A 25,686-nucleotide genomic window follows, 5' to 3' on the forward strand; every position below is an offset into this window, starting at 1 on the left:
TACTTTTTGAGTGTCAGTACTTGCTTATTTTTTTACCACGGAGGGTACGGAGTTTTTCACGGAGTTTTTTTTTCTTTCAAACTTCCACTATTCCAAACTTTCGCTCTGGCGATTGGGTGTCTTGTAGGTAGAAATTTGCTGGTGTCATTCCAGTGAATTCTTTGTAATCTCTCACCAAGTGTTGGTAGTCGTAATAGCCGCATTCGAGGGCAATGCTCAGCCAATCTTTATTTGGGAAAGCATTTTTCATTCTAAATGCCTTGTCGAAGCGTATTATTCGAGCAAAATATTTTGGGTTGATGCCAATTCGTTCATTGAAATTTCTTTCAAATTGTTTTGAACTCAAACAAGATTCCTTGGCCAGCCAATCTAGTGAATAATGGCTTTTACTTTCAAGCATGGCTATGCCAACTTTATCTATGGGTCGGATGTCATAAGAAGATTTCCTGACCATATTCATCAGGAAATCTTCTACCAACGGAATCATTTTGGGATAATCCTCTATATTACTCAGCCTTTGATTAAGGTTTCTTACTTCATTGCCTAAAACCGCCTCTGCATCGAAATATTGATTGTTCAAATCAATAGTTGGAATGCCCGTCAAGCGATACAAGCCACCTGGTTGAAATACAACTTGGACCATCAAAAACTCTTTGCCAACCAATCTATGACTGACCACATTTTGTTGACCAATGAGGGCAGAACGCACAGATGATGGCTGTCTACCATCTTCGTAGCTGACTTTTTCGGAGTCTCTCGGATAAAAGCTCAGCGTAACTTCGGGCCGAGGAGGATAGGCTTTAGCCGGAGGCAAAGTACTGTCAGTGAACAGTAAATGCATAAACCTATATAGCCTAACATATGGTTTCAAAGCTAAACTTGGCTGTAAATCATAAAAAAATGGCATAAGCTATATTTTTTTGATAGTCAAATTTAACCCAAAAAGCTCAGTTTAGAATCTGGCGAAATAATATTTGGTAAAATAGCTATGACGAGCCTCGAAAAACCTATCGTGATAAGTTTGCAGAGGCTCGGAAATAGATATAAAACCAAATTTTATTGTAGCCGATTTTCAAATGAGTTTTTTGGGTTTATAGTTTTTTTATATAGAAATGGGTGGGCCGACCACTTTCATTCCATGGGCATGATGAATTTCTTGAATGAGGGCTTCGGTTGGCGGTCCTTTTAGTTCATTCATTTTCTTGAAAAATTCTTCCATTTGACCCGAAGGTTGTAGGAAATACACCAATTTGCCTTTGTCTGAAGTTTGAACCCAGGTATGCGGTACTGCCCTAGGGAGAAAAATAGTATCTCCAGCTTTAAGGGTCATTCTTTCGGTGTCTAATTGAAAAATGTATTCTCCTTCAACTACATAGAATATTTCGTCTTGCTCATAATGTACGTGAAGCGGCGGGCCAATTTTCTCAAAACCCACATATTCCAAAACTGTCAGTTGTCCGTCGGTATCTTTGGAGGAGATTTTTACGTCGTTGGGATTTACACCTCGGTATTTTATTGGCTGGTTAAATCTATCCTTCCCAGCTTCTACTTTAAAACCCTTTTTGTTTCGAATTTTGGCGTTTACCTTACTGGCTGCCAGCACTATGGGCAAGGAAACCAAAGTGTTTTGAATAAAATTTCTGCGTTTCATGTCTTTGTAAATTAAATTGGTTTAAATAATTCTTCTTTACAAAGTTTGGATTTTGGCGGATATGTTTAGTGGTAAAAAATGGACATGTTTTGGGTGGGGTTGTTTTTTTCTGAAACACATAGGCACATAAATATATAGAGTATTTGCGGATTGATGAGGCTTTTTAAGATAATCCCGTATAGAGATTATGATTAATAATTACACACGCATATTTTAGTAAAGCTTTTTTTACAATCTGTGCCAATGTTAAATTTTTTAAAATTAGAACTCGCAATCTAATTTTTTCTCAAATAAAACCTAAAATTCCTTATTAAGGCTACTTATTAGAAGTTTTTTTAAGTCTAATAACTCTTCTTTTATCAAGGAAAGATCATTTTTTAATTGTACATTCTCTTTTGATAGTATGTTCGTTTTTTCTTCTAAAGCCTTTAATGCGGCGAAAGTTACGCCATCAAAATCAGCAGAAGCTATTAGTGTATCACATCCTATAAAACCATATTTATCTTGACCAAAATACTTGTAAAAGTCTTGAGCCATAATTCCCCAATGACGATTATTTTTTCTTTCATTGTCTCCTTTATAATTCCATGTCCCTACTTTTATTTTCCGAACACTTTCAAGAATATGTTCACCATTAGAAGCTAGAAAAAGTTCTTTTTTTGTACTATCAGATATGGTACTCCAAGAATTTGATTTATTAGATAGAAACACGCCGTACTTCACAGGGTCTGATAAATTATTGTCAGTTAATAAATAATACCCGTTTTCAAACCGAGCTAGAAATCTGTTGCTAGTATCAGCTAAAAGCATGTTACTATTTGGATTTTCTGGGTTATCTCCAACTAAAAAACTACCATTTTTTTGGTTGCTATTTAAGTGATTTCCCAAAGTAAATGATCGAACACCTGAAGCTCTATTTTCATTTCCAATTGCAAAAGAAGCAATTCCAGTGGCTTGATTTTTATAGCCTAAAGATAATGAGAAATAATTTGACGAAATATTTTCAGAACCTATAGCAAACGAATAATCATTTTCTACAAGATTATTAAAACCAATGGATAAAGAAGAATTCCCTGATGAGAAATTTCTAAAGCCGATACTAGTTGAGGATTCTCCTTTTGATTCATTTTGATACCCCATGGCAATAGAATAATTTCCTTTGGCAATATTTCCGAAACCCATAGCCATGGAAATTCTGCCGTTAGCAACTGAATTAGACCCGGTAACAAATGAATTGTCTCCAATTGCCTTGCTTGCTTCGCCAAATGCATAAGAACCAAACCCTTTTGCTAATGAATTATACCCAAAAGATACCGAATACGGGCCAATAGCTTTCGTGTTATAGCCTGAAGAAAATGAGAATTTACCAATACTATCTGCATCCCAAGCTCTAGAGTTATTAAACACTGACCCAACTCTAAATGCAGCTCTAGATGGAATCCACATTAGTCTTGTGCCATTTCCCGATATCGGTGCAGTTGGAGGATTATTTGAATCATTTGTAGTAATTTCAGAACTTTTAGACCAGAATCCGTTGTTTGTCGTATTTCTGATTTCATCTCCTATAATCCCATCTTTCAACCATAAAGTTTCAGCTTGGCTAATATTTGTTGTAATTTCATTCCATTGGTTATTTTTCCAAATCCAGATACTTTGAGTATCATTGTCGAAAACCATTTCACCTTCAGATAGAGTTGTAAGAGAAAGTCTTTGAGATGTACTCATTTTTAACCTGACGGTACCAGGTTTAATTTCAATGCTTTGAGAAAAGCAATTAAAACTAAAAACGAATATAATTAATATTAGTAAATTTACTTTTTTCATTTTTCTATGGAATTTATGTTTGAAATGTAACTAATAATGTCCTCTATGTTCCCTATGCCTCTATGTGTTTTAAATAACTACCCTCAAAATCCCCCAAAAACCACCTCCGTTTTCTGATACCCATAAGCTTGGCTAAGCGGAATAGTTCGGTTATTGTCGCCCATCGATATTTCAATGTCTTCCATCGTAAACTGTGAGGGGTGCTCGTATCCACAGGCGTGCGAGAGTTCTAGTATTTCTTTGTTGATGGTCTTGAGGTAATTATAAAAACGCACACTTTTCAGTTCGGGATTTAGGCCTGACTCCAGCCATTTGTTGTTGGTGGCAATACCCACTGGGCAAGTATTCGTATGGCATTTTTGTGCTTGAATACAGCCTATACTCATCATGGCTTCTCTGGCCACATTAATCATATCAACACCCATCGCAAAGGCCATGATGGCTTTTTCTGGCAGTCCGAGTTTGCCCGAGCCTATGAAAACTATCTTTTTTTCTAAGCCGTATTTCTGAAAAATCTTATAAATACTTGAAAAGGCATACACCCATGGCAAGGAAACATGGTCTGCAAATGCCCTCGGAGCAGCTCCTGTGCCACCTTCGCCACCGTCTATGGTTATGAAATCTGGGCCTTTGCCTGTTTCTTTCATTTTTTGAGCGAGTGTTTCCCACATATCTAGTTTTCCTACAGCTGACTTCAATCCAACTGGCAAGCCAGTTGCATTCGCCATGGTTTCTATGAAATCTATCATTTGTGGAATATCCACAAAAGCGGTGTGATAAGCTGGTGAAACAACATCTTTACCCACGGCCACCCCTCTAATATCAGCTATTTCTTGGGTCACTTTTTTGCCGGGCAACATGCCGCCTTTGCCAGGTTTTGCACCTTGCGAAAGCTTTAGTTCCAGCATTTTTATGCACGGATTTTTACTTGTGAGTGTCTTTAGCTTTTCAAGGCTGAAATTCCCATTTTCATCTCTTACCCCAAAATAACCTGTGCCTATATTCAACACTACATCACCGCCTTTGGCATGATACGACGAGAATCCACCTTCGCCTGTATTGTGGTAGCAGCCGGCCATTTGTGCTCCTAAATTGAGTGAAGTGATGGCTGCACCTGACAATGAACCATAGCTCATGGCACTGATGTTGACCACCGACTGTGGATGATAGGGCTTTTGTCTGTGCGGACCCACTATTTTGGCAGATGGGCAATAGGATGTCTTTTTGAAAGACGGATGCTTTTCGTCCAGCCTAAATGGCATCATGGCGGGTTTGATAAAAACATATCCTGGCTCATGAATATCTTGGTCAGTACCAAAGCCTTGCATGTTGTTTTCGGTCTTGGAAGAAGCATAAATCCAAGTGCGTTGCTGGCGATTAAAAGGTAATTCTTCTCGGTTGTTGGCTACTATGTACTGTCGCAATTCCGGGCCAAAACTCTCCAAAAAGTATCGAATATGCCCTACCAGAGGGAAATTATGTTGTATTGTGTGTTTTTTTTGAAAAATATCTCGAAGGAAAATCAAGAATAAAACTACCAAAACATAGCCCCACCAAGGAAAATCGAAATTCATTGTTTTTTGTTTTTTTGTGATGAAATAGCCAAACCTACGAAGGAATCAGCTGTGCCGTAATAAAGATACCACTTGTTTTTATAGAAAACCAAACCCTCGGCAAAAGTAGTTCCCGCTTTGTATTGTCCTGTAACCTCATGGGGCAAACTAGGGACTAAAAACGGTTTATCTGATCGTTTGAGTACGGTTTTTAAGTCTTTTGGGTCAAAAACAACTCTCCCAACGGTATAAGTTCCGAGTGGAAATTCAGACGATGCATTTTCTGCAAAATCACTATTTTTTCCATTGTAAATCAATACCACACCCTCGTCGGTTATCATGGCTGGCGGACCGCATTCAGTCAGATTACTGTCAAAAAAGCCTTTTCTTGTTTGAATTACAAAGCTCAATTTCCCAGAATTATCTAATTCAGGGTACCAATCATAAAGATTTTCCGACCACGCCAGGTTTACACCATGTTCTCCCCAATACATCCAATATTTACCGTTTATTTTGGCTGCTACATAATTTTTACCTTCTAATTTGGTTAAAATAGAACCTGATTTAGAAGCCATGTTTTTGAATTTTCCTTCATAAGCTTTTGCAAATGCAGGCCCTTTTTTCTCCCAAGTGATTAAATCTTTGGAGAAGGCAATCGAAAGTCTTGGGGTGTCATAATTCCAAGCGGTGTAGGCCATTACATATGATCCATCGGTGGTTTGTACTACTCGTGGGTCTTCACAACCACCTGGCGAATCGTAAATAGAAAAATCGTCGTTTGCAGGATATAGAACAGGTTTTGGATATTTTTTGAAATTTATGCCATCACTACTTTCGGCTAAGCCAATTCTTGACGTTCTGCCACCCAAATGTGCCTTTGGATTATCTTCAGCTCTATAGAGAAGCATTACTTTACCATCTTTCACAACCGCTGCTGGGTTAAAAACATCGGCTCTCTGCCATTTTACGGTTGTTTTTTTCATCGGGCAATCAAATACGAAAGTAGAATCGGCTTTTAATATTGGATTAATTTCTGTTTTTTTGAAAGCATCAAAATCAATTTGCGAAATGCCCGTTTGCGAAGTCTTGCATGACCAAGTTGTGAAAAACAAGGCCAAAAGCACGAAGTTTTTGAGTTTCATAAGGTTGTTATTTGAAACCTCTAAAAAACAAAAAAAGCTCGGCATAACCGAGCTTTTCCTGAAAAAACAAAATATTATTCTTATTTCTTAACTTCTACAGCTGGAACTACTTTCATAGCATCACCGTCTTTTTCAAGACGTCTTTGCATAGCATCAACAACTATCGGAGCAGCAATAAATAATGATGAGTAAGTACCTACAATTACACCAATAAACATGGCGAATATAAAGCCTCTGATGGTTTCACCACCGAAAATCAATAATATCAACAATACCAACAAGGTAGCCACACCCGTTACGGCTGTTCTACTCAAAGTACTGTTCAAGGCGTTATTGATAGTGGTTTCGATTGGCTCTTTGCTCGATCCTTTCTCTCTGAGGTATTCACGAATACGGTCAAAAATTACGACAGTATCACTCATTGAGTAACCCATCAAGGTCAATACCGCACCCACAAATGCTTGGTCAATGTCTAAAGAGAATGGCAAAATACCGTTAAGGATAGAGAAGATACCCAAGATAACCAATACGTCATGGAATAAGGCCACAACCGCACCAAAACCAAAGGCTACGCTTCTAAATCTGATATAGATGTAAATAAATGTCAATATCAAAGCATAAAGAATCGCTTTCAATGATGACCAGATCGTATCGTTAGCGATGGTTGCACCTACTTTAGAGAAGGACATCACTTTACCTTTGTTGCCATTTACCGAAGCCACTGCTTTACCTAATTCTGCTGTGATTTGTTTCTCTACTTCTGGCTCAGTGTTATCTATTTTGTAGGCTGAGGTTACCATTACTTGGTCAAATCCGCCGTAAGTTTTCACCTCCGCGTTTGAGCCAGGAAACACACCTTCAACTACAGTTCTTACTTCTTCAGTGTTTACGGTTTTTTCAAACTTCACCACGAAAGTTCTACCACCTTTAAAGTCAACACCCAATCCAAATCCTCTAATACCAATAGAAATAGCTCCAGCTAAAATGATGGCAGAAGATATGATGTAGAACAATTTTCTTTTCTTGATAAAATCAATGTTAGAATCTTTGAAAAGTTTCTCTGTCCAAGCAGTTTTGAAGTTGATTGTCTTTCCTTTTTTGATATTATAATCAAACAACAATCTCGACACAAAAACCGCACAGAACAACGAAGTAAATATACCTATCAATAAAGTAGTCGCAAATCCTTTTACAAGACCAGTTCCGAAAATCATCAAAATAACGGCTGTTATTAAGTTGGTTACGTTAGAGTCAATAATAGAAGGCATAGCGTTTTTAAAACCATCACCCACAGCGGTAATGAAGCTTTTACCTGCAGTTAGTTCTTCTTTGATACGCTCATAAATTAGTACGTTGGCATCCACCGACATACCCACCGAAAGTACCAAACCAGCAATACCTGGCAAAGTCATGGTTGCACCAAAAGATGCCATAACTCCAAGAAGCAATACCAAGTTGACCAGTAAGGCAGCATTAGCAATCCATCCAGCTTTGCTATAGTACACCATCACGAAAATCAATACCGCAACAAGACCCAAAATTGATGACAAAACACCCGCACTTACTGCTTTAGCACCTACAGAGGCACCTACGGTAGCTTCTTCTATGATGTTGGTCGGAGCTGGTAATTTACCGGCTTTCAATACGTTGGCTAAATCTTGAGCTTGTTCTACACTAAATCCACCAGAAATACTTGAGCTACCGCCGCTGATTTCTTGGTTCACATTTGGAGCAGAATATACATAATTGTCCAAAATAATGGCAATGCTATTTCCAACATTAGCACCTGTCATCGTTTTCCATTTTCTGGCACCTAGGGCGTTCATTTGCATGGTTACGTCTGGTTTTCCAGTCATTGGGTCATAATCTTGTTTAGCGTTTGTGATAACGTCTCCCTCAATTGGAGCATTTCCGTGGTCCTTAACAGCGTAAACAGGTACAACTTCTTCTTTTGTTACTGGATTTTCTACTGGACTAACATCATACAGGAAAGTCAAGTTAGCAGGGAAAATTCCTTGAGCATCTGGGCGTTTCAATACGGCGTTTAGTCTTGAAGTATCTTTTGATCTCACAGCCAAACCACCTGTTGGTGATGCTACGAAAATGTTAGACAATGAGTTAGCGTTAGCCAATGAATCAGTTCCAGTAGAATCGGTTTTGGTTTTCAAAGCCGAAGCCAAACTACTTTTCGAAGTATCTTTCGCAGCTATTTTGTTTTCAGCAGTCTTAATTTTTGACTCAAGGTCTATTTTGGTCAACAAAGCTGAAAATGCCTCCATAGAAGGATTGATTTCTTGTAGGCTATACACCTCACAAAACTCCAATTTTGCAGCCCCTGATAATAATTTTCTTACCCTTTCTGGGTTATCAATACCTGGCAATTCAACTTGAATACGGTTAGTACCTGGTATTTTAGAAAGGTTAGGGTTGGCTACACCAAATTTATCTACCCTTGTTTGAATAACTTTATATGAACGGTCAAAAGCCCCATCAACTTCCGCCTTTACATATCTAATAACCTCTGCATCAGATGAGTTGAGGTTTAGAACGTCTCTGTTTGAAGTATTAGAGAAAATTGAGGCCAATTTAGTGTCTTTGGCTAATTTTCTATACTCAGCAACGAACAAATCCACGAAGTTTGTGCTGCTGGTAACGGCTGCTTTTTTGGCTGCCTCTACTGCAATCGCTACTCTTGGGTCACGTGAGCCTTTGGCCAATGTTTTTATGATTTCGGTTGGAGAAACTTCCAATATCACGTGCATACCTCCTTGAAGGTCAAGTCCAAGTCCAAGTTCTTGCTTGCTTAGTTCTTCTAGAGTTGATCCCAAGAACACATCCTGTTTCCACAAGGAGTCTAAATATCTTTGTTTTTTGCTGGCATCTATCTTGCCATCTTTGCCTGTCGCGTAAGCTGCGGCTTCTTTTCTGATGTCGTTTACTTTCCATGTTCTTACCAAGTAATAAACACTGATCAGAGAGAAAACAACAAATAGTACTAATATACCTAATCTGTTTTTCATAAATAATGATTGTATCCTTTTCCCAAAAGAGGATGTTTAATTGAAAATATAGCACATAGGGACATTGTGCTTTTTATGGTTTAAAAGCTAAGAATTACGAAGAATGATGAAGTATCAGGGTGCGTTTATGGCAATATGATGCTCAAAAAGCTTGTCGAAATAAGAATTTCTAAAAAAATCGAAGAATGGCTTTACAAACGGAGCATTTTGTTCGTAGCCAAATATAAAGTTTTGGTCAAATACCAGCTGGAATTCTTCGAAAGAGAAATCATAAGAAGGAACTACGGATTCGTGGCTGATTTGCTGAACTACAGGAGTTTCTTTCTCTTTTTTGTCCTTTTCGGAAGATTCGGATTGTGGTTGAGGAACATAACTAGCCGAAGCCACGTGTGCTGAAAACACGCTTACGAGCATTAATAGCCCGATAATCTTCGATATGATGTTGTTTTTTCTCATTTTGGAAGCACAAAAGTACAAAACCTTCAAAGAAAAAGTCAAGAAATGTGCCAAAAATTAATATTTCCCGGAATTCTTACTTTTTTACGGACTTCACCAATGCCTTTTTGGACATCATAATGAAACCTAAATCTTTCTTGCAGTTTTTATAAACCAGTGAATTTGTGTTGATAGGAAAACTGTATAAATAAAGTGTATCGTTGACTTTCTGGATATTATCACCGATTAACTGTTTTTGCTCCTTACTGAATTTGTATGCCTCAAGTATTTCGCCGATTTTTCCATTTTTCAAGGCTTCTGCTGTTACCAAACTCAAATCTATCAATTCAACTTCAGTGCCTTCCAAAGTGATTTTGTCAGCACATTCAATGTTGAGGTTACCATTGAATTTCTCAGAAATCGATTTTCCCAAGCTATTGGCCACGTCAACGATTTCCTCCTGGTTGACTTTTTTTATTTTATAGTCCGACATCAGCTGTTTCACCTCGGCAGTATCTACACGTTTTACTTGTCCGCAAGATATTAGGCCAAAAATCAATAATACGGTGATTGTATTTTTCATAAAACTATGGTATTAAAAGACTTGAGTCCCCAAAACTTAGGAATCTGTAATCGTTATTTAGTGCTTCTGAATATATTTTTTTCCAGTTGTGTTCTCCCACAAAGGCTGCTACCAACATCAAGAGGGTAGAAGATGGTTGATGGAAGTTGGTAATCAATCCTTTACAAATCTTGAATTTATAGCTCGGGAAAATCATGATTTCGGTTTGACCAATTATTTCTTTCAATTGATTTCTTTCGAAATATGAAAGTACGGCTTTTAAAGCGTCTAATGTCGATATTTCGGTTCTTTCTTCATAAGGAAATAGTTTTTCGATAAAGAAATGACTCATTGGGTTTTCAATCAATTTTACTCCAAACCAATATAAGCTCTCCAACGACCGCATGGAAGTTGTACCGACCGGAACCACGAACGAATGGTTTTCTAATAAAGCCTCTACAAATTCTCTCGAAAACACCAATTGCTCATTATGCATAGGGTGCTCTATGGCGTTTTCGGCTTTTACAGGCATGAATGTTCCCGCTCCCACATGCAAGGTTAGAAAACTTTTTTGTATGCCTTTATTACTAATTTTTTCAAAAACAGCATCTGTAAAATGCAAACCAGCCGTAGGAGCCGCCACTGCACCTTTGTTTTTGGAATATACGGTTTGGTAGTTTTCTATATCGGTTTCTTCTGACTCTCTATTCAGGTAGGGCGGCAGTGGAATTTTGCCAAAAGCCTCCACCAAGTCACTAAAGTTATCTTCCGAATTCCAGCTAATTTTGACTTCGTTTTGCTCTCGGTCTGCAAATGATGCATTTATTTGCACGTTCCGATGGTTTATTTCTACTTCGGCACTGAGAACCTCTTCAGTTTTCCACTTTTTTTTGTTGCCAATCACACATTCCCAAATAATCTCATACTTGGCCTCCATTGCCAGCGAAATTACGTTACTAGGGCTTATTGGATTTAGCAGAAATACCTCAATAACGGCCCCAGTTTCTCTTTTGAAGAACATCCGAGCAGGTATTACTTTGGTATTATTTAGCACCAAATGGGTGTTTTCGGGTAATAAATCTACAATGTCCGTGAAACGTTGATGTGAGATTTCTTCATGATAGTAAAACAAAAGCTTGGAACTATCCCGTGGTTCTACAGGATATTTGGCTATACGTTCGTTGTCTAGTACGTAATTATAATCTGAGATTTTGATCTGCATCAATCCTCTGGAGTTGGGTTAGAAAAAAGTAATCTAAATGGAACGAAAAATAACAGAATCATCAATACAAACACCCCAAAAATCAGTAGCCAGTTGTAATTGAAGTCTAACATTTGGCCTTTTTTTGAATTGATGTTGTTAAGACCCAGAATGACAAAGACCAAATAGGTATTTAGAAAGGCTAAAAATGCTGAAAACCAACCTGTTAATAAGGATTTCAAGGCTGTTGGCTGATTGGCCCAAACACTATTTGAGTTTAGACCTTTGAAATTTATATTGAGCAATAAGTTTTTGAGTAAATCCATAAGAATATTTATGCTAAATACTACACCAACTGTCCAATAGAAAAACTGTTGTTTGTTGATGAATCTGTTTGGATAACCTTGGTCATCGTGGCCTATGGCGATTGAATCAGGTAAGTTGGCGTAGCAAAAAAGAATAACAGCAGTGACGATAACCACAGAGGCAACCCTCCAAAACTTAAAAAATATATTTGTCATATTGAGACTTTCGAATAAATGTATCTAATTTTATTCTTTTATAATTAAACTTTTGTCTTGTCGAAATGTTTCACAAAGGTAGGGGAGAAGGCCTTGCATATTTATTAAATTGAAGAAAAAATGTCAAAAATTTATACAAAAACAGGCGATAAAGGTACTACTTCACTCATTGGCGGAACGAGATTACCCAAAGACGATATAAAAATAGAAGCTTACGGAAGTGTAGACGAACTCAATGCTTGGATTGGTGTTTTGGCAGATGCTCCTGAAAACAAAGAGCGTAATGCTTTTCTGAAAGAGATTCAGGATAGATTGTTTACTATCGGTGCTGAATTGGCCTCAGAGCCAGAGCAAAATAAGAAGAAACTCCCTGAACTTTTTGAGAGCGACATAGAAGTTCTAGAGAAAGAAATGGATGCCTACAACGAAGTTATTCCAACTCTACGAGCTTTTGTTCTACCGGGCGGACATCCTTTGGTTTCTTTTGCACATGTGGCACGAACCGTTTGCCGAAGGTCAGAACGTCAGGTGATAAGGTTGTCTCACAATGAAGAAGTGAATGTGTTGATTATTAAATACTTAAATAGATTGTCTGATTATTTGTTTGTGCTTTCTAGGAAAATCACACAAGAACAAAATGCTCCTGAGATTGCTTGGAAACCGAGGTAAGTTTGGATGGTCAATTGAACACGGATTTTATGGATGAGACACGGATTTTTTTCATTTATATTGTTTCAATCCATTAAGGTGAATTTAACTAAGTCTTACTTTAAGGCTGTTGAGTATAACTAGTCCATGATTTTAAAGTATATTCTGTGCGGCCTCTGCTGCGGTCTAATACGTGTTCTGCCGTGTGCCCAAAAAATTCAATCTACAGTCAGGAATCCAAATCTTTTTGGTCTATGAAATGCAGGCGATTCGCCTGAAAGTGTAGAACTCCAACAAATGAAGTCGCAAGTTTCGGCATCGCATGTCCAGTTGGCTTCTGGGTGTGACTGTTTAGAGCGGATTCTGTAAAAATTTATTCTGTATTGTCCTTTTGGATCTCTGCCAACCAGTTTCCAAGGTATGGACATGCGTCCGTTCCATGAACTTGAAGATTTTACGGCTTCATGTAGGATCCCAGCGTCTTTGTGAGCAATCATTCCTTCTAAAGTCTGGGTTTCTTCTCCCAAAGTAGGATTGTTTATGGTACCTACCCAAAGTGCATTGTTTGGATTGATTTCTATTTCTAGATAATGTTTAGAATCTTCGTTGCCCGGACTAATAAATACCTCAAAAACCTCCTGATTGTACAGGGGATCGTTATGAACTACCATGTTGTTTTGCTCCACGAAATCGTCCTGAAGACATTCGAAAGCAATATGAAGGAATTCGTTATCAGATTTTATGGAAACATTGGTCAGGTAATCAACAGCTTGGCCGTTAGTAGAATGTTTGAAATGTGGGTCTACTTTTACTGACTCTCCGTTGTTTTTAAGGTTTATCTCTCGGTTGGGCATTGTAGTTTTTTCTTTGCTTAAATCAATTTGTAGAAAATTGGTCTGCAAAACTATAAAAAAAATTAGGGAATGACTAAAAGCCATAAAATTCAATTCTCTAAAGGATGATTGACAGGTTTTTGTTGCCAAACTGCAGTTTCAGTACATTTCCTTTACTTATCTGAAGTTTGGTCAACTCAAATTTACCATTATTGTCAACCAATTCCCGCAAGTTTTCCTTAGTATTTTTTTCTTTAATGATTATTTTCATGAGTGGTCCGTGTTTTACTATTAGGAAAAAATAACTTCTGGAAATTTTACTTTCCAGAAGTCATAATTTTTACGCTCATTTGCCTTTACCCTTTCCTTTTCCTTTGCCACCTTTGTCTTTCATGGTGAGCTCGTTGAGGAAAACTCCCGCAGCGTCAAAACCTAACATTACCTTGGTTCCATCTGCTTTGGTTACTAATACACCATACTTTCCATCACTTGATTTTCTCGCACTGTTCACGGTAGAACCTGCATAAGTGGTAGTTATATAAGTAGTTATGCTCGCTGGAAGGGTGGCAACATCAATTTTCTCACCTCCGCGGCCTTTACCAGATACTTCCTTAATAAATACGCCAGCTGCGTCAAATAACAAACCTTTGTGGGTGCTATCTGTCAATACGATATGTACTGCATATTTGCCAGAGTCTGACTTGGCGGCACGTTTGATAGTAGAACCGACATAATTGGTTGAAATGTACGAAGTCACGTTTGCTGGTAATGCCGAAGTTTCTATTTCGGTCAAATTGTGCTTTTTGCCATGACCATGTTTGCCACCTGTACCTGAACTATCCGCCGTGGCCATAAACATGAAGTCGGCGTAAGCAGCGTCATCTGTAGTTTCTGAAGGAGATAATCCAAGGTTTTCACAAGAGGTTAAACCTGCTACAGCACAAAAAAGAGCCAGAATTAATACTTTTAAATTTTTCATAAGAAATAGATAATAATTTGATTTAAACAATGTAAGAACTTCCTACAAGTAAATTTTTTCCATGGAATACTTGTTTGATTTAAAAAAAGGCAAAAGGTTTAATGGCCTTTCTGAAATACTATACGAAACGCTTTTTTTTTATGTTGCCTTGGTTCTAAAAAATATTTTAATTGCCTTAGGCAACGATTTCTATTTACAATTACGTATACTTTTGTATAAATAAGAATTCCAGTATAATATAAAAGAAAGCCTTTGTGATATTTAAAAGAAACAAATCTTTTGACTTGGTAAAAGTGTTGGAAGGATGTAGGGCAGACAGCGGCTCAGCTCAAAAACATCTTTTCGAACATTACTACGGCTTGGCCAAAAGGATATGTTTGCGATACGCCGGGTCGAGCGACGAAGTCGACGAAATGGTGAACGATGGTTTCTTAAAGGTTTTTGCTAAAATTAAAATGTACGATGCCAATCAGTCTTTTGAGGCTTGGTTTCGGACGGTTTTGGTGAGGACTTGTATAGATTATTATCGGCGTAACAGTCCAAAAGTAAGTTTGATAGACATCCAAAATGCTCCCCAAATCGAAAGTAATGACAACTTGGTGGAGAGGATGTCGGCGGAAGATATATTGGAATTGGTCCAAAAACTTCCTCCTTCTTATCGAATGGTTTTTTCGCTCTACGTGGTTGAAGGGTACTCTCATGCCGAAATAGCCGAGATGCTCAACATCAATGAAGGTACGTCAAGGTCAAATCTTGTAAAAGCTAGACACAAAATGCAAGAATGGGTAACGCTATATTTAGATGAAAATATAAATCAAAATAATCATGTCTGAGAATAATTTTGATGATGACATAAGAAAAAAGCTCGAATCTATACGGCCAGAGTATAGTGAGGCTGCTTGGCAGAAGCTCAAACGCTCTCTGCCTATACCATGGTATATGAGTTTTCTGCGAGATTATGGCAGCTGGGTGTTTGGAGGCCTAGCAACTGTGGCTTTTTTAGGTTCACAATACAATAATCAAACCATTAGAAAAGAAAACAAATTACTGAATGATAAAATCTCTACTATAACCAGTTCGCCAGAAACAAAAATCATTACCGATACCATATATGTTCGGCAGAGTGATACTGTATTTACCACTCGGTATGTCACCCGATATGTGCGAGTAGCCGATGAGTACGTAGAAGACGAAGACTTGACTTCAAGCAACAAAAACCAAGTTTTGGCTGAAAAAACAAAAGCAAAAGTTAAAGAACAGGGAAGTGCCGAGAGTAAGGCAGTGTTGGATTCTAAATCTAAAACGGTCAAAAACAAATCTAAGAATTCAGAAACTGATCTGGCAGATAAACTAACTGCAAGTAAGGATATTATTGATAAGGAGGCGGTTTCGGATAAAGATTTGGCTCAAACTAACTTGGCTTTTCAGCCCAACCAACAAGTAGATAAGGTTGTAGCGGGGGTTTCGGATGAAAAACTGAAAGCAGCTAAGGTAGAAGATACCTCTGGGAAGGTAGACGAAGAACCTAAGAAGGAGCAAAAACAAGTTGAAGAATTAATTATTCCAGAAAATAAAGCAACACTTCCAACGGATCAAAAAAAGGCTAAGAAAATAGACCTAAGCCGAATAAATGCCAGATTTGGAATAACTGGTGACTATATGGGCAGGAATTTTAATAGCCTTGGGCCGGCTGTCGAAGTATTTCTGGGTGAAAGATTTGCTCTTAATACTGGTCTTCTGATTACAGGTAAAAAGGAGTTTGAATATAAACTTTTGAGGGATTTTAACATGAATACCGGTAAAAAGTTTGAGGATAGATATAAGCCGTATATTCCTATTAAACCTGAGAAAATTCAAGATATCGAGATAGAAACCTCGAGTATAAAGTTGCCAATATTCTTTAGCTATTATGTTCCGGTGCGTAACAATTTGGCTTTTATGCTCAGTACGGGTACTAAACTTGACCTTTCGGTAATAGAAACGGTCAAATTTAAAGGACAGAACTTCGATGGTTCATTAGACTACAATAAATTCGAAAATCAGTATAAGCCGAAGATTTTCAGTAATTTATTCTACGGCATGGGTATGCAATACCAATATAAGCGTTTTGTCGGACAGATGAATCCATATTTTGAGTTTCCGTTTAGACAGGCTTCCTATTTAGTACCTCCAAAGAAATTCGGAATAAATGCCTCATTGAAGTTTTCTTTGAAAAAATAATACCTATCAGAAACCTTAAAATCCTGCTTTTCGAATTTCAAAAAGCAGGATTTTTTTATTCTAAACTCAAATACCGCCTTAAAATTTAGTAGATTTGCAGACTTTTTGGCGTTGTTGAGACGTTTCAAACATAAACAAAACAAAAATGCACTCCATTCGTATACTTATTCTTTCTTTTTTGTGTCTTCCGGTTTTAGGGCAAATCAAACCTCGTTTGTTTGAGTTCGGCCCCAAGGCAGGTTTATTGGTGAACGGTATAGCCACTTTGGACACCGTAACATTCAAAAAGAAATTATCGGTAGGTTATCAAGGAGGTATCTTTACGAGATTTAACTTTGGTCGATTGAGTTTTCAACCTGAGTTGGTATATCAGGTTAAAGGAGGTAGCACAACTGCTCCTACACAGGCCAAATATTCTTATAAATACATTTCTACACCTCTTATTGTAGGTTTTACACCTATAAAAGGCATTTATTTTGAGGGTGGTTATGAGCCAAGCTGGGCTTTAAACAAAGGCTACAAAAAAGATGGACTGACTATTTACGGTCCAGACGTAGCCACCGACAAAAGCTTGATAGTAGGTACAAGAATCAACATGTTAGACATGTTTTCCTTGTTCAGTTTAAACATTCGTTATACCCACGGTCTTCAAAATGTGAGTACCTCTAATTATCTCAAAACTCCGCTCGACTTTAGAAACAGGAGTGTTCAGGTGTCTGCAACTTATACGTTTTCAGAGTATTACCTCTGGAAAAAGAAATACGGCGTAAAGAAAAAGAATTAATAAGTAATGAGTTTTATAGAAGAATTACAGTGGCGTGGCATGCTTCATCAGATGATGCCCGGCACTGCGGAGCAATTAGACAAAGAAATGACCTCGGCCTACATAGGTTTCGATCCTACGGCTAAATCTCTCCATATCGGCAACTTGGCCACCATCATGCTTTTGGTGCATTTACAAAGAGCCGGGCATAAACCTTATGCATTGGTGGGTGGAGCCACGGGTATGGTGGGTGATCCTTCGGGCAAATCTGCCGAAAGACAATTCTTAGATGAAAATATCCTTAGAGAGAACCAAGAGGGCATAAGAAAGCAATTGGAAAAATTCTTAGATTTCAACTCTGGAGCCAACAGTGCCGAAATGGTCAACAACTATGACTGGTTCAAAGATTTTGGCTTTTTGCAGTTTTTGAGAGAAGTAGGTAAGTATTTGACAGTCAATTATATGTCAAGTAAAGATTCTGTGAAAAATAGAATCACTACGGGTATTTCTTACACCGAATTTACCTACCAATTGCTACAAGGTTACGATTTTTACCATTTGTACAAACACAAAAATGTGAGGATACAAATGGGCGGGTCGGATCAGTGGGGAAACATCACGACCGGTACAGAACTTATACGCAGAAAAGAAAACAACGACGGCTCAGATGCAGACGGCGAGGTGGAATACTCGGCTTATGCCCTGACGACTCCGTTGGTGACTAAGGCCGACGGTACGAAATTCGGTAAGTCAGAAGGTGGAAATGTTTGGTTAGATCCAAACATGACCAGCCCTTACGAATTTTACCAGTTTTGGATAAATCAGGCAGATGAAGATTGTAAGAGACTCATCAGAGTTTTTACACTTTTGAGCAAAGAAGAAATAGAGAAACTGGAAGCTGAACATGCTGAAGCTCCACATTTGAGATTGGTGCAAAAGGCTATAGCAGAAGACGTAACCACGCGTGTACATGGCAAAGAGCAATATGAATTGGCTGTTAAAGCCTCTGAAGTATTGTACGGAAAGGCAACCCTAGAAACTCTACAAAGTTTGGACGAGAATACTTTCAAAAAGATATTCGACGGCGTACCACAAACAACTATCTCTAAGGCCGATTTTGATGCATGTCACTCCTTGTTGGATTTGATTTCGGTAACCACCAACGGAGAAATATATGCCTCAAAAGGTGAAGCAAAGCGAGCCTTACAAGGAAATGCTGTAAGCATTAACAAAGTAAAAACTCAGGACGAAAAAATGGCTGTTTCCGAAATTAGTCTACTCTCGGGCAAATATATTTTGATAGGAAAAGGGAAAAAGAATCATATTGTGGAGTTGGGGTGAAATACCTTTGAACGTCTTTAATAAATGAAGCCATTCTGTTTTGAGTGGCTTTTTTGTAGGGAAGAACTTGAGAATTTGCAATTTGCAAATCGCGAATTCACCCCTCTAATTCCCTCAAATACCTTTCAGGATTATCCATAAATGCTTTGGTAAGTTGATAATGAGGAGTTTCGGTGTAACTGATTTCGTTGATAGCGTTATTTTCGAAATGTAGAATTTGGGCTTCTTGCATGGCCATGATAATGGGCGAATGTGTGGCGATGATAAACTGAGAACCTTTGTTTTTTACAGCTTCTTGAATCAAAACAATCAAACTCAACTGTCGGGCAGGGGAGAGGGCGGCCTCGGGTTCGTCTATGAGGTAGAGGCCTTTGCCCGTAATACGTGTATTGAAAAACTTCAGAAAACCTTCGCCATGGCTCATGGCGTCCAAGTTTTCGGTATATCGGTCGGTTATTTCTTTTCTTTCACTCAGCAATGGACTTTGGGCCAGATTGATGTCTCCTCCCGTCCAAGTTTCTTTTATTTCCTTGATTTCTGAGTCGAGTTCTGCAATACTTCGTAAGATATTTTTCACAAAACCTATAAAATCTTCAGCTCTCGCAAAAAATCCACGGTTGGTTTTTTCGATAAATCTCAAAGAGAGCATTTTGCCCAAAGCTCGTGCAGGTTCCATCAGCGGGTCGTCGGTGATGCTAATCCCACCAGCTGTAGGTACGCCCGAGGCATACGCAATGGCCTCCAGAAGTGTTGATTTTCCAGAGCCGTTTTCGCCTATGAAAAACGTAACGGGCTTTTTAAGTGATATATAAGGAAGGTTTTTTACGAGTTCGAGATTAAAAGGGAATTCCTCCGTTTCAGGCAGATTTCTTAATCCAAAACTCTGTAAAATCATGCCAGATGACCTTGAATTTGTAAAGAACGGACGGTTTCAACTATGCCTTTGGCATCGTAGCCACATTCTGCATATAGCTGATATTGTTCACCGTGTTCAACCAATCTGTCTGGTATACCGAGGCGTTTTACTTTAGAAGAATAGCCATGATCTACCATAAACTCCAAAATAGCCGAGCCAATTCCACCTTGTAGGCAACCGTCTTCTACTGTAATGACATGGGTGAATTTCTCAAAAACCTCATGTAAGAGTGCTTCGTCCAAGGGTTTGGCAAAACGCATATCGTAATGTGCTACACTGAACTCCGGTTCAAGTGTTTCAATCGCCTTGATGACTTCATTCCCAGTTGGTCCAAAACTCAAAATTGCCAAGTCTTCACCTTCTTTTAGTTTTCGGCCTTCGCCAACTTTTATTTCAGAGAAGGGCTTTCTCCAATCTGGCATGACACCTTCGCCACGAGGATATCTGAGCGTTATGGCTTCGCCACCAGCTTGAAAACTATCTGATTGAGCTAGGAACATGAGGTTTCTTAACTCTTCTTCGTTCATAGGGGACGCTACCACCATATTAGGTATGCAACGCATAAACGCTATGTCATAAGCACCGTGGTGTGTGGGTCCGTCTGCACCTGCAAATCCAGCCCTATCCAAGCAAAATATGACAGGTAAATTTTGGATGCAAACATCGTGAATCACTTGGTCATAAGCCCTTTGCATGAACGACGAATAGATGTTGCAGTATACGGCCAAACCTCTAGTGGCCATTCCGGCAGAAAGTGTAACCGCATGTTGCTCTGCTATACCGACATCAAAAGCCCTATCTGGCATGGCTTTCATCATTATATTCAACGATGAACCCGATGGCATGGCTGGTGTGATACCTACAATTTTTGGGTTTTTCTCGGCTAACTCTACAATCGTATGCCCAAAAACATCCTGATATTTGGGTGCGGTAGGATGAGTAATGATTTTTTTCTTGATTTCGCCCGTTACTTTGTCAAAAAGTCCCGGTGCGTGCCATTTGGTTTGGTCGAGTTCGGCCGGTGCATATCCTTTGCCTTTTACTGTAAGTACATGCAAAATTTTTGGCCCAGGGATATTTTTCATATCGTTCAGAACCGCAACCAAATGGTCTATGTCATGGCCATCAATCGGCCCGAAATATCTTAAATTCAGTGCCTCAAAGAAGTTGCTTTGGCTTAGCAAGGCACCTTTCATGGCATTTTCTACTTTCGCAACAATATCTCTGGCACTTTTGCCAAACTTGCTCATCTTGCCCAGCAAATTCCAAACCTCGTCTTTTACTTTGTTATAAGTTTTAGAAGTCGTTATATCTGTCAAATATTCTTTTAAGGCACCTACATTTGGATCTATGGCCATGCAGTTGTCGTTCAGAATAATCAACAAGTTGGCGTCGTTGATAGACCCAGCATGGTTCATGCCCTCAAATGCTAAACCTGCAGTAAGTGCTCCATCTCCAATAACAGCCACGTGCTGGCGGTGTTTTTCGCCGTTGTGCAGTGAACCCATGGCCATACCTAAGGCTGCAGAGATAGAAGTGGATGAGTGTCCTACACCGAATGAATCATATTCGCTTTCTTTTCTTTTTGGAAACCCAGAAATGCCTCCATATATACGATTAGTATAGAATTTATCTTTTCGGCCTGTTAAGATTTTATGGCCGTATGCCTGATGACCCACATCCCAGATGAGCTGATCATCAGGAGTGTTTAACACATAATGCAGGGCTACTGTCAATTCTACTACCCCTAGACTGGCTCCAAAATGCCCACCATGAACCGACACCATGTCTATAATGTACTGTCTTAATTCTTGGCAAACCTGATGCATCTGGTCTGGCCTTAGTTTTTTTAAATCTTCTGGCAAATTTATGTCTTTCAGAAGATCACCCTGGGTAATTAGCATATTGCGTTTAGTTATTTCATCTTAACTTACCGAAAAGCCAAAATGTTTATTTGTTTCCACAGCTTAGTCTTTTCTCTGACTAGCTTTGTACAATCTATTTTTTTCTTCTTTGGTGAGGCTTTCATAGCCCCCACCTTTATTGATTTTATCTAAAAGATAATCCACTTCGTCTTGGTTCGGAATGTTGTTGTCGTCGAAATACTCACCTCTGCTGTATTCTCCAACTGGGCTATATTTTTTCATGACCGTTTTCTTTTTAGGTTGGCCAATTTTCGAGAACCAAACAAAGAAATTTTCAATGGGCTGCGTAATATTCAGGCCGGTTCTCAAAAATTTGATTTGCAGATAACCAAATGTTGCCGCTCCTAAATTCAGAACACCAGCATGCGGGTTAAACAACAACGAAAGTATTAAAAATGAGATAGCAACGATTCGTAATTTGATGAAAAACCTGAAAAACATCAGTTCATATTCAGGCAAAAGTGCTACTGCCGCAAACATGACGGCATAAATACCGGCCGATGCACCATAAAGTTGGGTGGGGTGAGTTTGGTTTTTGTTTAAAACATTCAAAATTGCCCACAGACCCATGTAGAAAAACACCGAAAAAATGGCACCTGTAATGTACACAATCATGGTTTTTCGTCCACCTAGAAAATCCACCAAGATGTTTCCAAACCAGAACAAAGCCAGTCCATTGAATAAGACATCGAGTATACTAGAATTGGTGAAAGGGAAAACAATAAGTGACCAAGGCCGTTGGATTAGCTCAATAAATGAAGAACTTACGTAGAAGTTTTTCTGAACAAAAGCCTGATAGATAGCTGGGTTTGCAAAAAAAGTAAGGCTAAATTTCAGTACAACCAGAAATAAGAATACAAAAATATTTAGCAGGATCAACTGTATGACCTGATTGTTGTTTTTTCTAAAAGCATTCAATATGTCCGAAAATACACTTCTCATCAGCAATGTTATTGAACGAAAACGAACACGAATTTAATAATAATTTCTTTTTGAAAAGCCAAAAAACTTTAATAAAATAAATCCAGTCAGCAATCCACCTAAATGTGCAAAATGTGCGATCCCAGATTGTAGGCCTGCGGTGCCTTGTACCAATTCATAAACGCCGTATAAAGCTACAAAGTACTTCGCCTTCAAAGGAAACGGGAAAAACAGTAGCATCATTTCAACGTTTGGAAAAAGAAATCCAAAAGCCATCAATATGCCGAAAATTGCACCTGAGGCTCCCACCATTGGGATTTGAGCTTGACGAAGATATTCCATACTGTCAACCGACATGTTAGACATTTCGTAAAAGTCTAATGCTGAGTTTAATACCGCAGCACCAACGCCACAAACCAGATAGTAGATTATAAACTTCTTGGAACCCATAAATGTTTCAAGGGCTGAGCCAAAAATAAACAAACCGAACATATTGCTGAATAAGTGACCTATGCCGCCATGTAAAAACTGATAACTAATAAACTGCCAAGGTTTGAAGAGCGGATTGAATAATTCAGGCGAGTTGGGCAAGAGCGGATTAAAAAAAGCAAAATATTGATGTATAAAATTTACGGAGTAAAGCATCGAAAAAATATGCACTCCCACATTAATTATCAAAAGGTTTTTCACCATCGGTGTTATTCTATCAAACATATTTTTTGGTTTTGATATTTAAAGAAATTTCGGGCGGAATTGGTTCAAAATTGTTCAATTCAGCAACAAGTTAGCTATTTTTTCTAAACTTAAGATGCTCATCACTGGTTTGCCATCGGGGCTCACCGAGGGCATTGATGTTTCAAAAAGTTGATTGATAAGGCTCGACATCTCCAATTTTGACAAGGATTTGCTCATTTTGGTAGCATTTCTTTTCGCCAAAGTCTTGGCCAAGGCCTCTTTTTTGTCCACTTTCTGGTTGTTTTCGTTGATTTTGTATTGTTCAATAATGCTCTTGAACAACACGCCCTCGTCCTCGTCCATAAATTGGCTCGGAACACCGTTTATGAGGTAAGTGTTCTGCCCAAACTCTTCCACATTGAAGCCGATGTTTCTGATCATGTCTATGATTTCAAAACTCATGGCATAGTCTATGGCGGTTAAAGTTACCGTTTTTGGAAACAAAAGCTGTTGGGAGGCATTTGGTTGGGTGTTGATTTCTTTGAGGTACTTTTCGTAGAAAATACGTTCGTAAGCATTTTGCTGGTCAATGAGCATAAGGCCGCTCTTCACTTGTGCTATAATGTATTGAAAGTGGACCTGTATCGCATTGATGTCAGTGCCATCTTTCGGTAACTGCACGAGGTCTTCAACCCTATTAGCCTTGCTACTAAATATAACTTGTTGGGTTTCTTCAGCTTCTTGATTTATTCTTGAACCAAAACCCTCAAATAATTTTTCCCAATTGCCACGGTTACTTTTTTGGTTTATTTCACCCAGACTTCTTGGTTCCCTGTCAAAATTTGATATAGCTGTATCGGCATCCGGTCTGATATTTTGCGGTTCCAAACTCGGCGAAGGAGATTTTTGTGTTATAAAGTTTCCGATGTTTATATCTGCTTCAAAATCAATACTTGGCGTAAGATTATACACGCCGATCGCCTGTTTGACAGCCGATCTAAGAATGGCATAAATGGCCTTTTCGTCGTCAAACTTTATCTCCGTTTTGGTTGGGTGAATGTTAATATCAATATGACTGGGGTCTATTTCTATAAAAAGTGCATAAAACGGATGCGAACCTTGCGGAATGGTGGACTCAAATGCCCCCGTAACAGCGTGATGCAAGTAGCTGCTTTTTATAAAACGTTTATTTACAAAGAAATACTGCTCGCCTCGGGCTTTTTTGGCGGTTTGTGGATTGCCCACATAGCCATTTATTTTTATAAAACTGGAGTCTATTTGGCATTGAGCCAGTTGGTCCCTGTAGCTTTTGTCGAGCACGTCCACTATTCGTTTGCTTAGTTTGGCTTCGGGTAAATTATAGATTTCTATATCGTTGTGAAAGAGTGAAAACTGAACTTCGGGATGTGCCAATGCAATTCTTTGAAACTCCTCAATGATGTGTTTCATCTCTACCGGATTGCTTTTTAGGAAGTTTCTCCGAGCCGGTACATTAAAGAATAGATTTTTTATGGCCAGATTGGTCCCTTGTGGACTTTGTACAAACTCTTGCGTTTTGATATCTGAGCCCTCTATTTTTATTAGCGTTGCGAGTTCATCTTCGGCTCTTTTGGTGCGGAGTTCTACTTGTGCTACGGCTGCAATAGAGGCCAAAGCCTCACCTCTGAAGCCCATGGTACGGATATTGAACAAATCTGCAGATTCTTTGATTTTCGAGGTGGCGTGTCTTTCAAAACACATGCGGGCATCGGTTGGAGACATGCCTTGGCCGTTGTCTATAACCTGAATAAGCTGTTTTCCGGATTCTTTGATGATAAGTTGTACAGAACTCGCTTTGGCATCAATGGAGTTCTCCATGAGTTCTTTCACCACCGAAGCAGGTCTTTGCACAACCTCACCTGCGGCTATTTGGTTGGCTATTGAGTCTGAAAGAAGTCTTATTACGTCCATTTACTTTTTGCTGAAAAAAATTAAATGGCAAAGGTCAGGAATTTGGGAGGAAATTCCGAATGGCCTACTGAAGATATTTAAGATTGCTCAAAAAATAAGCCAGCCTTATTTTTCAAAAACCAACTGGACACCTTGGTCCAATTTGTTTTTAACTTTTTTGAGCGATACATTGGGTTCAGATTCGCGGTTCCAACAGAATCCATCTTTGATTGGATTTGGGTAGCCGTTTTTTTCAAAAATCTTGAAGAAGAAAGCGTCAAAAATGTCATCGCTATCTTTTTCGGTGTTCATAAATACCTCTACCTGGATTTTTTCGAGCTTGTTAAAGACACTTCTGAAATACAGAATATCAATGGTTTCCATTTTAGAATTTGTAAAGGAAACACCTACGTATTCTTTTTCTCTTTCAAAAACCTTGAAACGTTCTTTGGCGATAATTTCGTCAAGGTCTTGACCAAAAGAAAAACCTCGGAAAATTCCATCGGCGGAATCAAAGATTTTATTGGTCAACTTATCGATTGGCGAATCAATACTCCTCTTTTTAGGGTAAGTTATGGCTAATGGGTTCAATTTTTACTTAAAGGGTTGGTTAAAAACGATACTAAA

24 protein-coding genes are annotated in these 25,686 nt (G+C 38.6%); 5 read left to right on the forward strand and 19 right to left on the reverse strand.

All coding sequences use genetic code 11. The annotated features are described in order from the left end of the window. Positions 1-76: 76 nt before the first annotated feature. From EGI31_RS05690 to EGI31_RS05735, 10 genes are all read right to left on the reverse strand, one after another. Entirely contained in the window at positions 77-907 is an 831-nt protein-coding gene (locus EGI31_RS05690) for a helix-turn-helix domain-containing protein (protein WP_310586171.1), read from the reverse strand. A gap of 195 nt (positions 908-1,102) precedes the next feature. Then, positions 1,103-1,651: a cupin domain-containing protein gene (locus tag EGI31_RS05695; protein ID WP_255036216.1), complete on the reverse strand. Its 549-nt coding sequence runs from the start codon at positions 1,649-1,651 to the stop codon at positions 1,103-1,105. Positions 1,652-1,948: 297 nt separating this feature from the next. Continuing rightward, a complete protein-coding gene (locus tag EGI31_RS05700) occupies positions 1,949-3,475 on the reverse strand; it encodes a tail fiber domain-containing protein (RefSeq protein ID WP_255036217.1) in 1,527 nt (508 codons plus the stop codon). 83 nt (positions 3,476-3,558) lie between these two features. Continuing rightward, entirely contained in the window at positions 3,559-5,049 is a 1,491-nt protein-coding gene (locus EGI31_RS05705; protein WP_255036218.1) for an FMN-binding glutamate synthase family protein, read from the reverse strand. After that, positions 5,046-6,170: a glycoside hydrolase family 130 protein gene (locus EGI31_RS05710; protein ID WP_255036219.1), complete on the reverse strand. Its 1,125-nt coding sequence runs from the start codon at positions 6,168-6,170 to the stop codon at positions 5,046-5,048. Before EGI31_RS05710 ends, EGI31_RS05705 begins: the two co-directional genes overlap by 4 nt. 80 nt (positions 6,171-6,250) lie before the next feature. Further along, positions 6,251-9,190, reverse strand: coding sequence for a protein translocase subunit SecDF (secDF, locus tag EGI31_RS05715; protein ID WP_255036220.1), 2,940 nt, complete (start codon positions 9,188-9,190; stop codon positions 6,251-6,253). Between the two features lie 114 nt (positions 9,191-9,304). Next, positions 9,305-9,646 (reverse strand): hypothetical protein, encoded by a 342-nt coding sequence (locus tag EGI31_RS05720; RefSeq protein ID WP_255036221.1) that lies wholly within the window; start codon positions 9,644-9,646, stop codon positions 9,305-9,307. A 76-nt stretch (positions 9,647-9,722) separates the two neighbouring features. Beyond that, positions 9,723-10,208, reverse strand: coding sequence for a hypothetical protein (locus EGI31_RS05725; protein ID WP_255036222.1), 486 nt, complete (start codon positions 10,206-10,208; stop codon positions 9,723-9,725). A 4-nt stretch (positions 10,209-10,212) separates the two neighbouring features. Continuing rightward, entirely contained in the window at positions 10,213-11,409 is a 1,197-nt protein-coding gene (locus tag EGI31_RS05730) for an S-adenosylmethionine:tRNA ribosyltransferase-isomerase (RefSeq protein ID WP_255036223.1), read from the reverse strand. Further along, positions 11,409-11,909: a hypothetical protein gene (locus EGI31_RS05735; RefSeq protein WP_255036224.1), complete on the reverse strand. Its 501-nt coding sequence runs from the start codon at positions 11,907-11,909 to the stop codon at positions 11,409-11,411. Before EGI31_RS05735 ends, EGI31_RS05730 begins: the two co-directional genes overlap by 1 nt. A gap of 120 nt (positions 11,910-12,029) precedes the next feature. Here EGI31_RS05735 and EGI31_RS05740 point away from each other — a divergent pair, with 120 nt between their 5' ends. Next, positions 12,030-12,578, forward strand: a complete 549-nt coding sequence (locus tag EGI31_RS05740) for a cob(I)yrinic acid a,c-diamide adenosyltransferase (RefSeq protein WP_255036225.1) — start codon at positions 12,030-12,032, stop codon at positions 12,576-12,578. A gap of 197 nt (positions 12,579-12,775) precedes the next feature. Here EGI31_RS05740 and EGI31_RS05745 read toward each other — a convergent pair whose 3' ends face one another. From EGI31_RS05745 to EGI31_RS05755, 3 genes are all read right to left on the reverse strand, one after another. Next, positions 12,776-13,411 carry a carbohydrate-binding family 9-like protein gene (locus EGI31_RS05745; RefSeq protein ID WP_255036226.1) on the reverse strand — a complete coding sequence of 212 codons (636 nt, stop codon included), beginning with the start codon at positions 13,409-13,411 and terminating at the stop codon, positions 12,776-12,778. A 97-nt stretch (positions 13,412-13,508) separates the two neighbouring features. Beyond that, on the reverse strand, positions 13,509-13,661 hold the full coding sequence (locus tag EGI31_RS05750; protein WP_255036227.1) for a hypothetical protein: 153 nt from the start codon (positions 13,659-13,661) through the stop codon (positions 13,509-13,511). A gap of 75 nt (positions 13,662-13,736) precedes the next feature. Then, complete coding sequence (locus EGI31_RS05755; protein WP_255036228.1) at positions 13,737-14,369, reverse strand: hypothetical protein; 633 nt, start codon at positions 14,367-14,369, stop codon at positions 13,737-13,739. 254 nt (positions 14,370-14,623) lie between these two features. On the opposite strand from EGI31_RS05755, the gene EGI31_RS05760 reads away from it, so the two are divergent. The 4 genes from EGI31_RS05760 to tyrS all read left to right on the forward strand — a co-directional run bounded on the left by EGI31_RS05760 (position 14,624) and on the right by tyrS (position 18,693). After that, positions 14,624-15,202, forward strand: coding sequence for an RNA polymerase sigma factor (locus EGI31_RS05760; protein ID WP_255036229.1), 579 nt, complete (start codon positions 14,624-14,626; stop codon positions 15,200-15,202). Then, positions 15,195-16,589: a hypothetical protein gene (locus EGI31_RS05765; protein ID WP_255036230.1), complete on the forward strand. Its 1,395-nt coding sequence runs from the start codon at positions 15,195-15,197 to the stop codon at positions 16,587-16,589. Before EGI31_RS05760 ends, EGI31_RS05765 begins: the two co-directional genes overlap by 8 nt. A gap of 145 nt (positions 16,590-16,734) precedes the next feature. Further along, a complete protein-coding gene (locus EGI31_RS05770; protein WP_255036231.1) occupies positions 16,735-17,373 on the forward strand; it encodes a porin family protein in 639 nt (212 codons plus the stop codon). A 6-nt stretch (positions 17,374-17,379) separates the two neighbouring features. Continuing rightward, positions 17,380-18,693, forward strand: coding sequence for a tyrosine--tRNA ligase (tyrS, locus tag EGI31_RS05775; protein ID WP_255036232.1), 1,314 nt, complete (start codon positions 17,380-17,382; stop codon positions 18,691-18,693). 97 nt (positions 18,694-18,790) lie between these two features. Here the strand turns inward: tyrS and EGI31_RS05780 are convergent, their stop codons facing one another. The 6 genes from EGI31_RS05780 to EGI31_RS05805 form a co-directional block, all read right to left on the reverse strand. Beyond that, positions 18,791-19,588, reverse strand: coding sequence for an AAA family ATPase (locus EGI31_RS05780; protein WP_255036233.1), 798 nt, complete (start codon positions 19,586-19,588; stop codon positions 18,791-18,793). Then, complete coding sequence (dxs, locus tag EGI31_RS05785) at positions 19,585-21,513, reverse strand: 1-deoxy-D-xylulose-5-phosphate synthase (RefSeq protein WP_255036234.1); 1,929 nt, start codon at positions 21,511-21,513, stop codon at positions 19,585-19,587. Before dxs ends, EGI31_RS05780 begins: the two co-directional genes overlap by 4 nt. A gap of 63 nt (positions 21,514-21,576) precedes the next feature. Continuing rightward, positions 21,577-22,476 carry a rhomboid family intramembrane serine protease gene (locus EGI31_RS05790; RefSeq protein ID WP_255036235.1) on the reverse strand — a complete coding sequence of 300 codons (900 nt, stop codon included), beginning with the start codon at positions 22,474-22,476 and terminating at the stop codon, positions 21,577-21,579. Positions 22,477-22,509: 33 nt separating this feature from the next. Beyond that, the gene (locus tag EGI31_RS05795; RefSeq protein WP_255036236.1) at positions 22,510-23,169 is read right to left on the reverse strand and encodes a rhomboid family intramembrane serine protease; all 660 of its coding nucleotides are present in this window, start codon (positions 23,167-23,169) and stop codon (positions 22,510-22,512) included. A gap of 54 nt (positions 23,170-23,223) precedes the next feature. Continuing rightward, positions 23,224-25,080 carry a DNA mismatch repair endonuclease MutL gene (mutL, locus tag EGI31_RS05800; protein ID WP_255036237.1) on the reverse strand — a complete coding sequence of 619 codons (1,857 nt, stop codon included), beginning with the start codon at positions 25,078-25,080 and terminating at the stop codon, positions 23,224-23,226. 105 nt (positions 25,081-25,185) lie between these two features. Continuing rightward, positions 25,186-25,650, reverse strand: coding sequence for a hypothetical protein (locus EGI31_RS05805; RefSeq protein WP_255036238.1), 465 nt, complete (start codon positions 25,648-25,650; stop codon positions 25,186-25,188). Positions 25,651-25,686: the final 36 nt, after the last annotated feature.

This window comes from Lacihabitans soyangensis, from assembly GCF_024343775.1.
Lineage (GTDB): Bacteria > Bacteroidota > Bacteroidia > Cytophagales > Spirosomataceae > Leadbetterella > Leadbetterella soyangensis.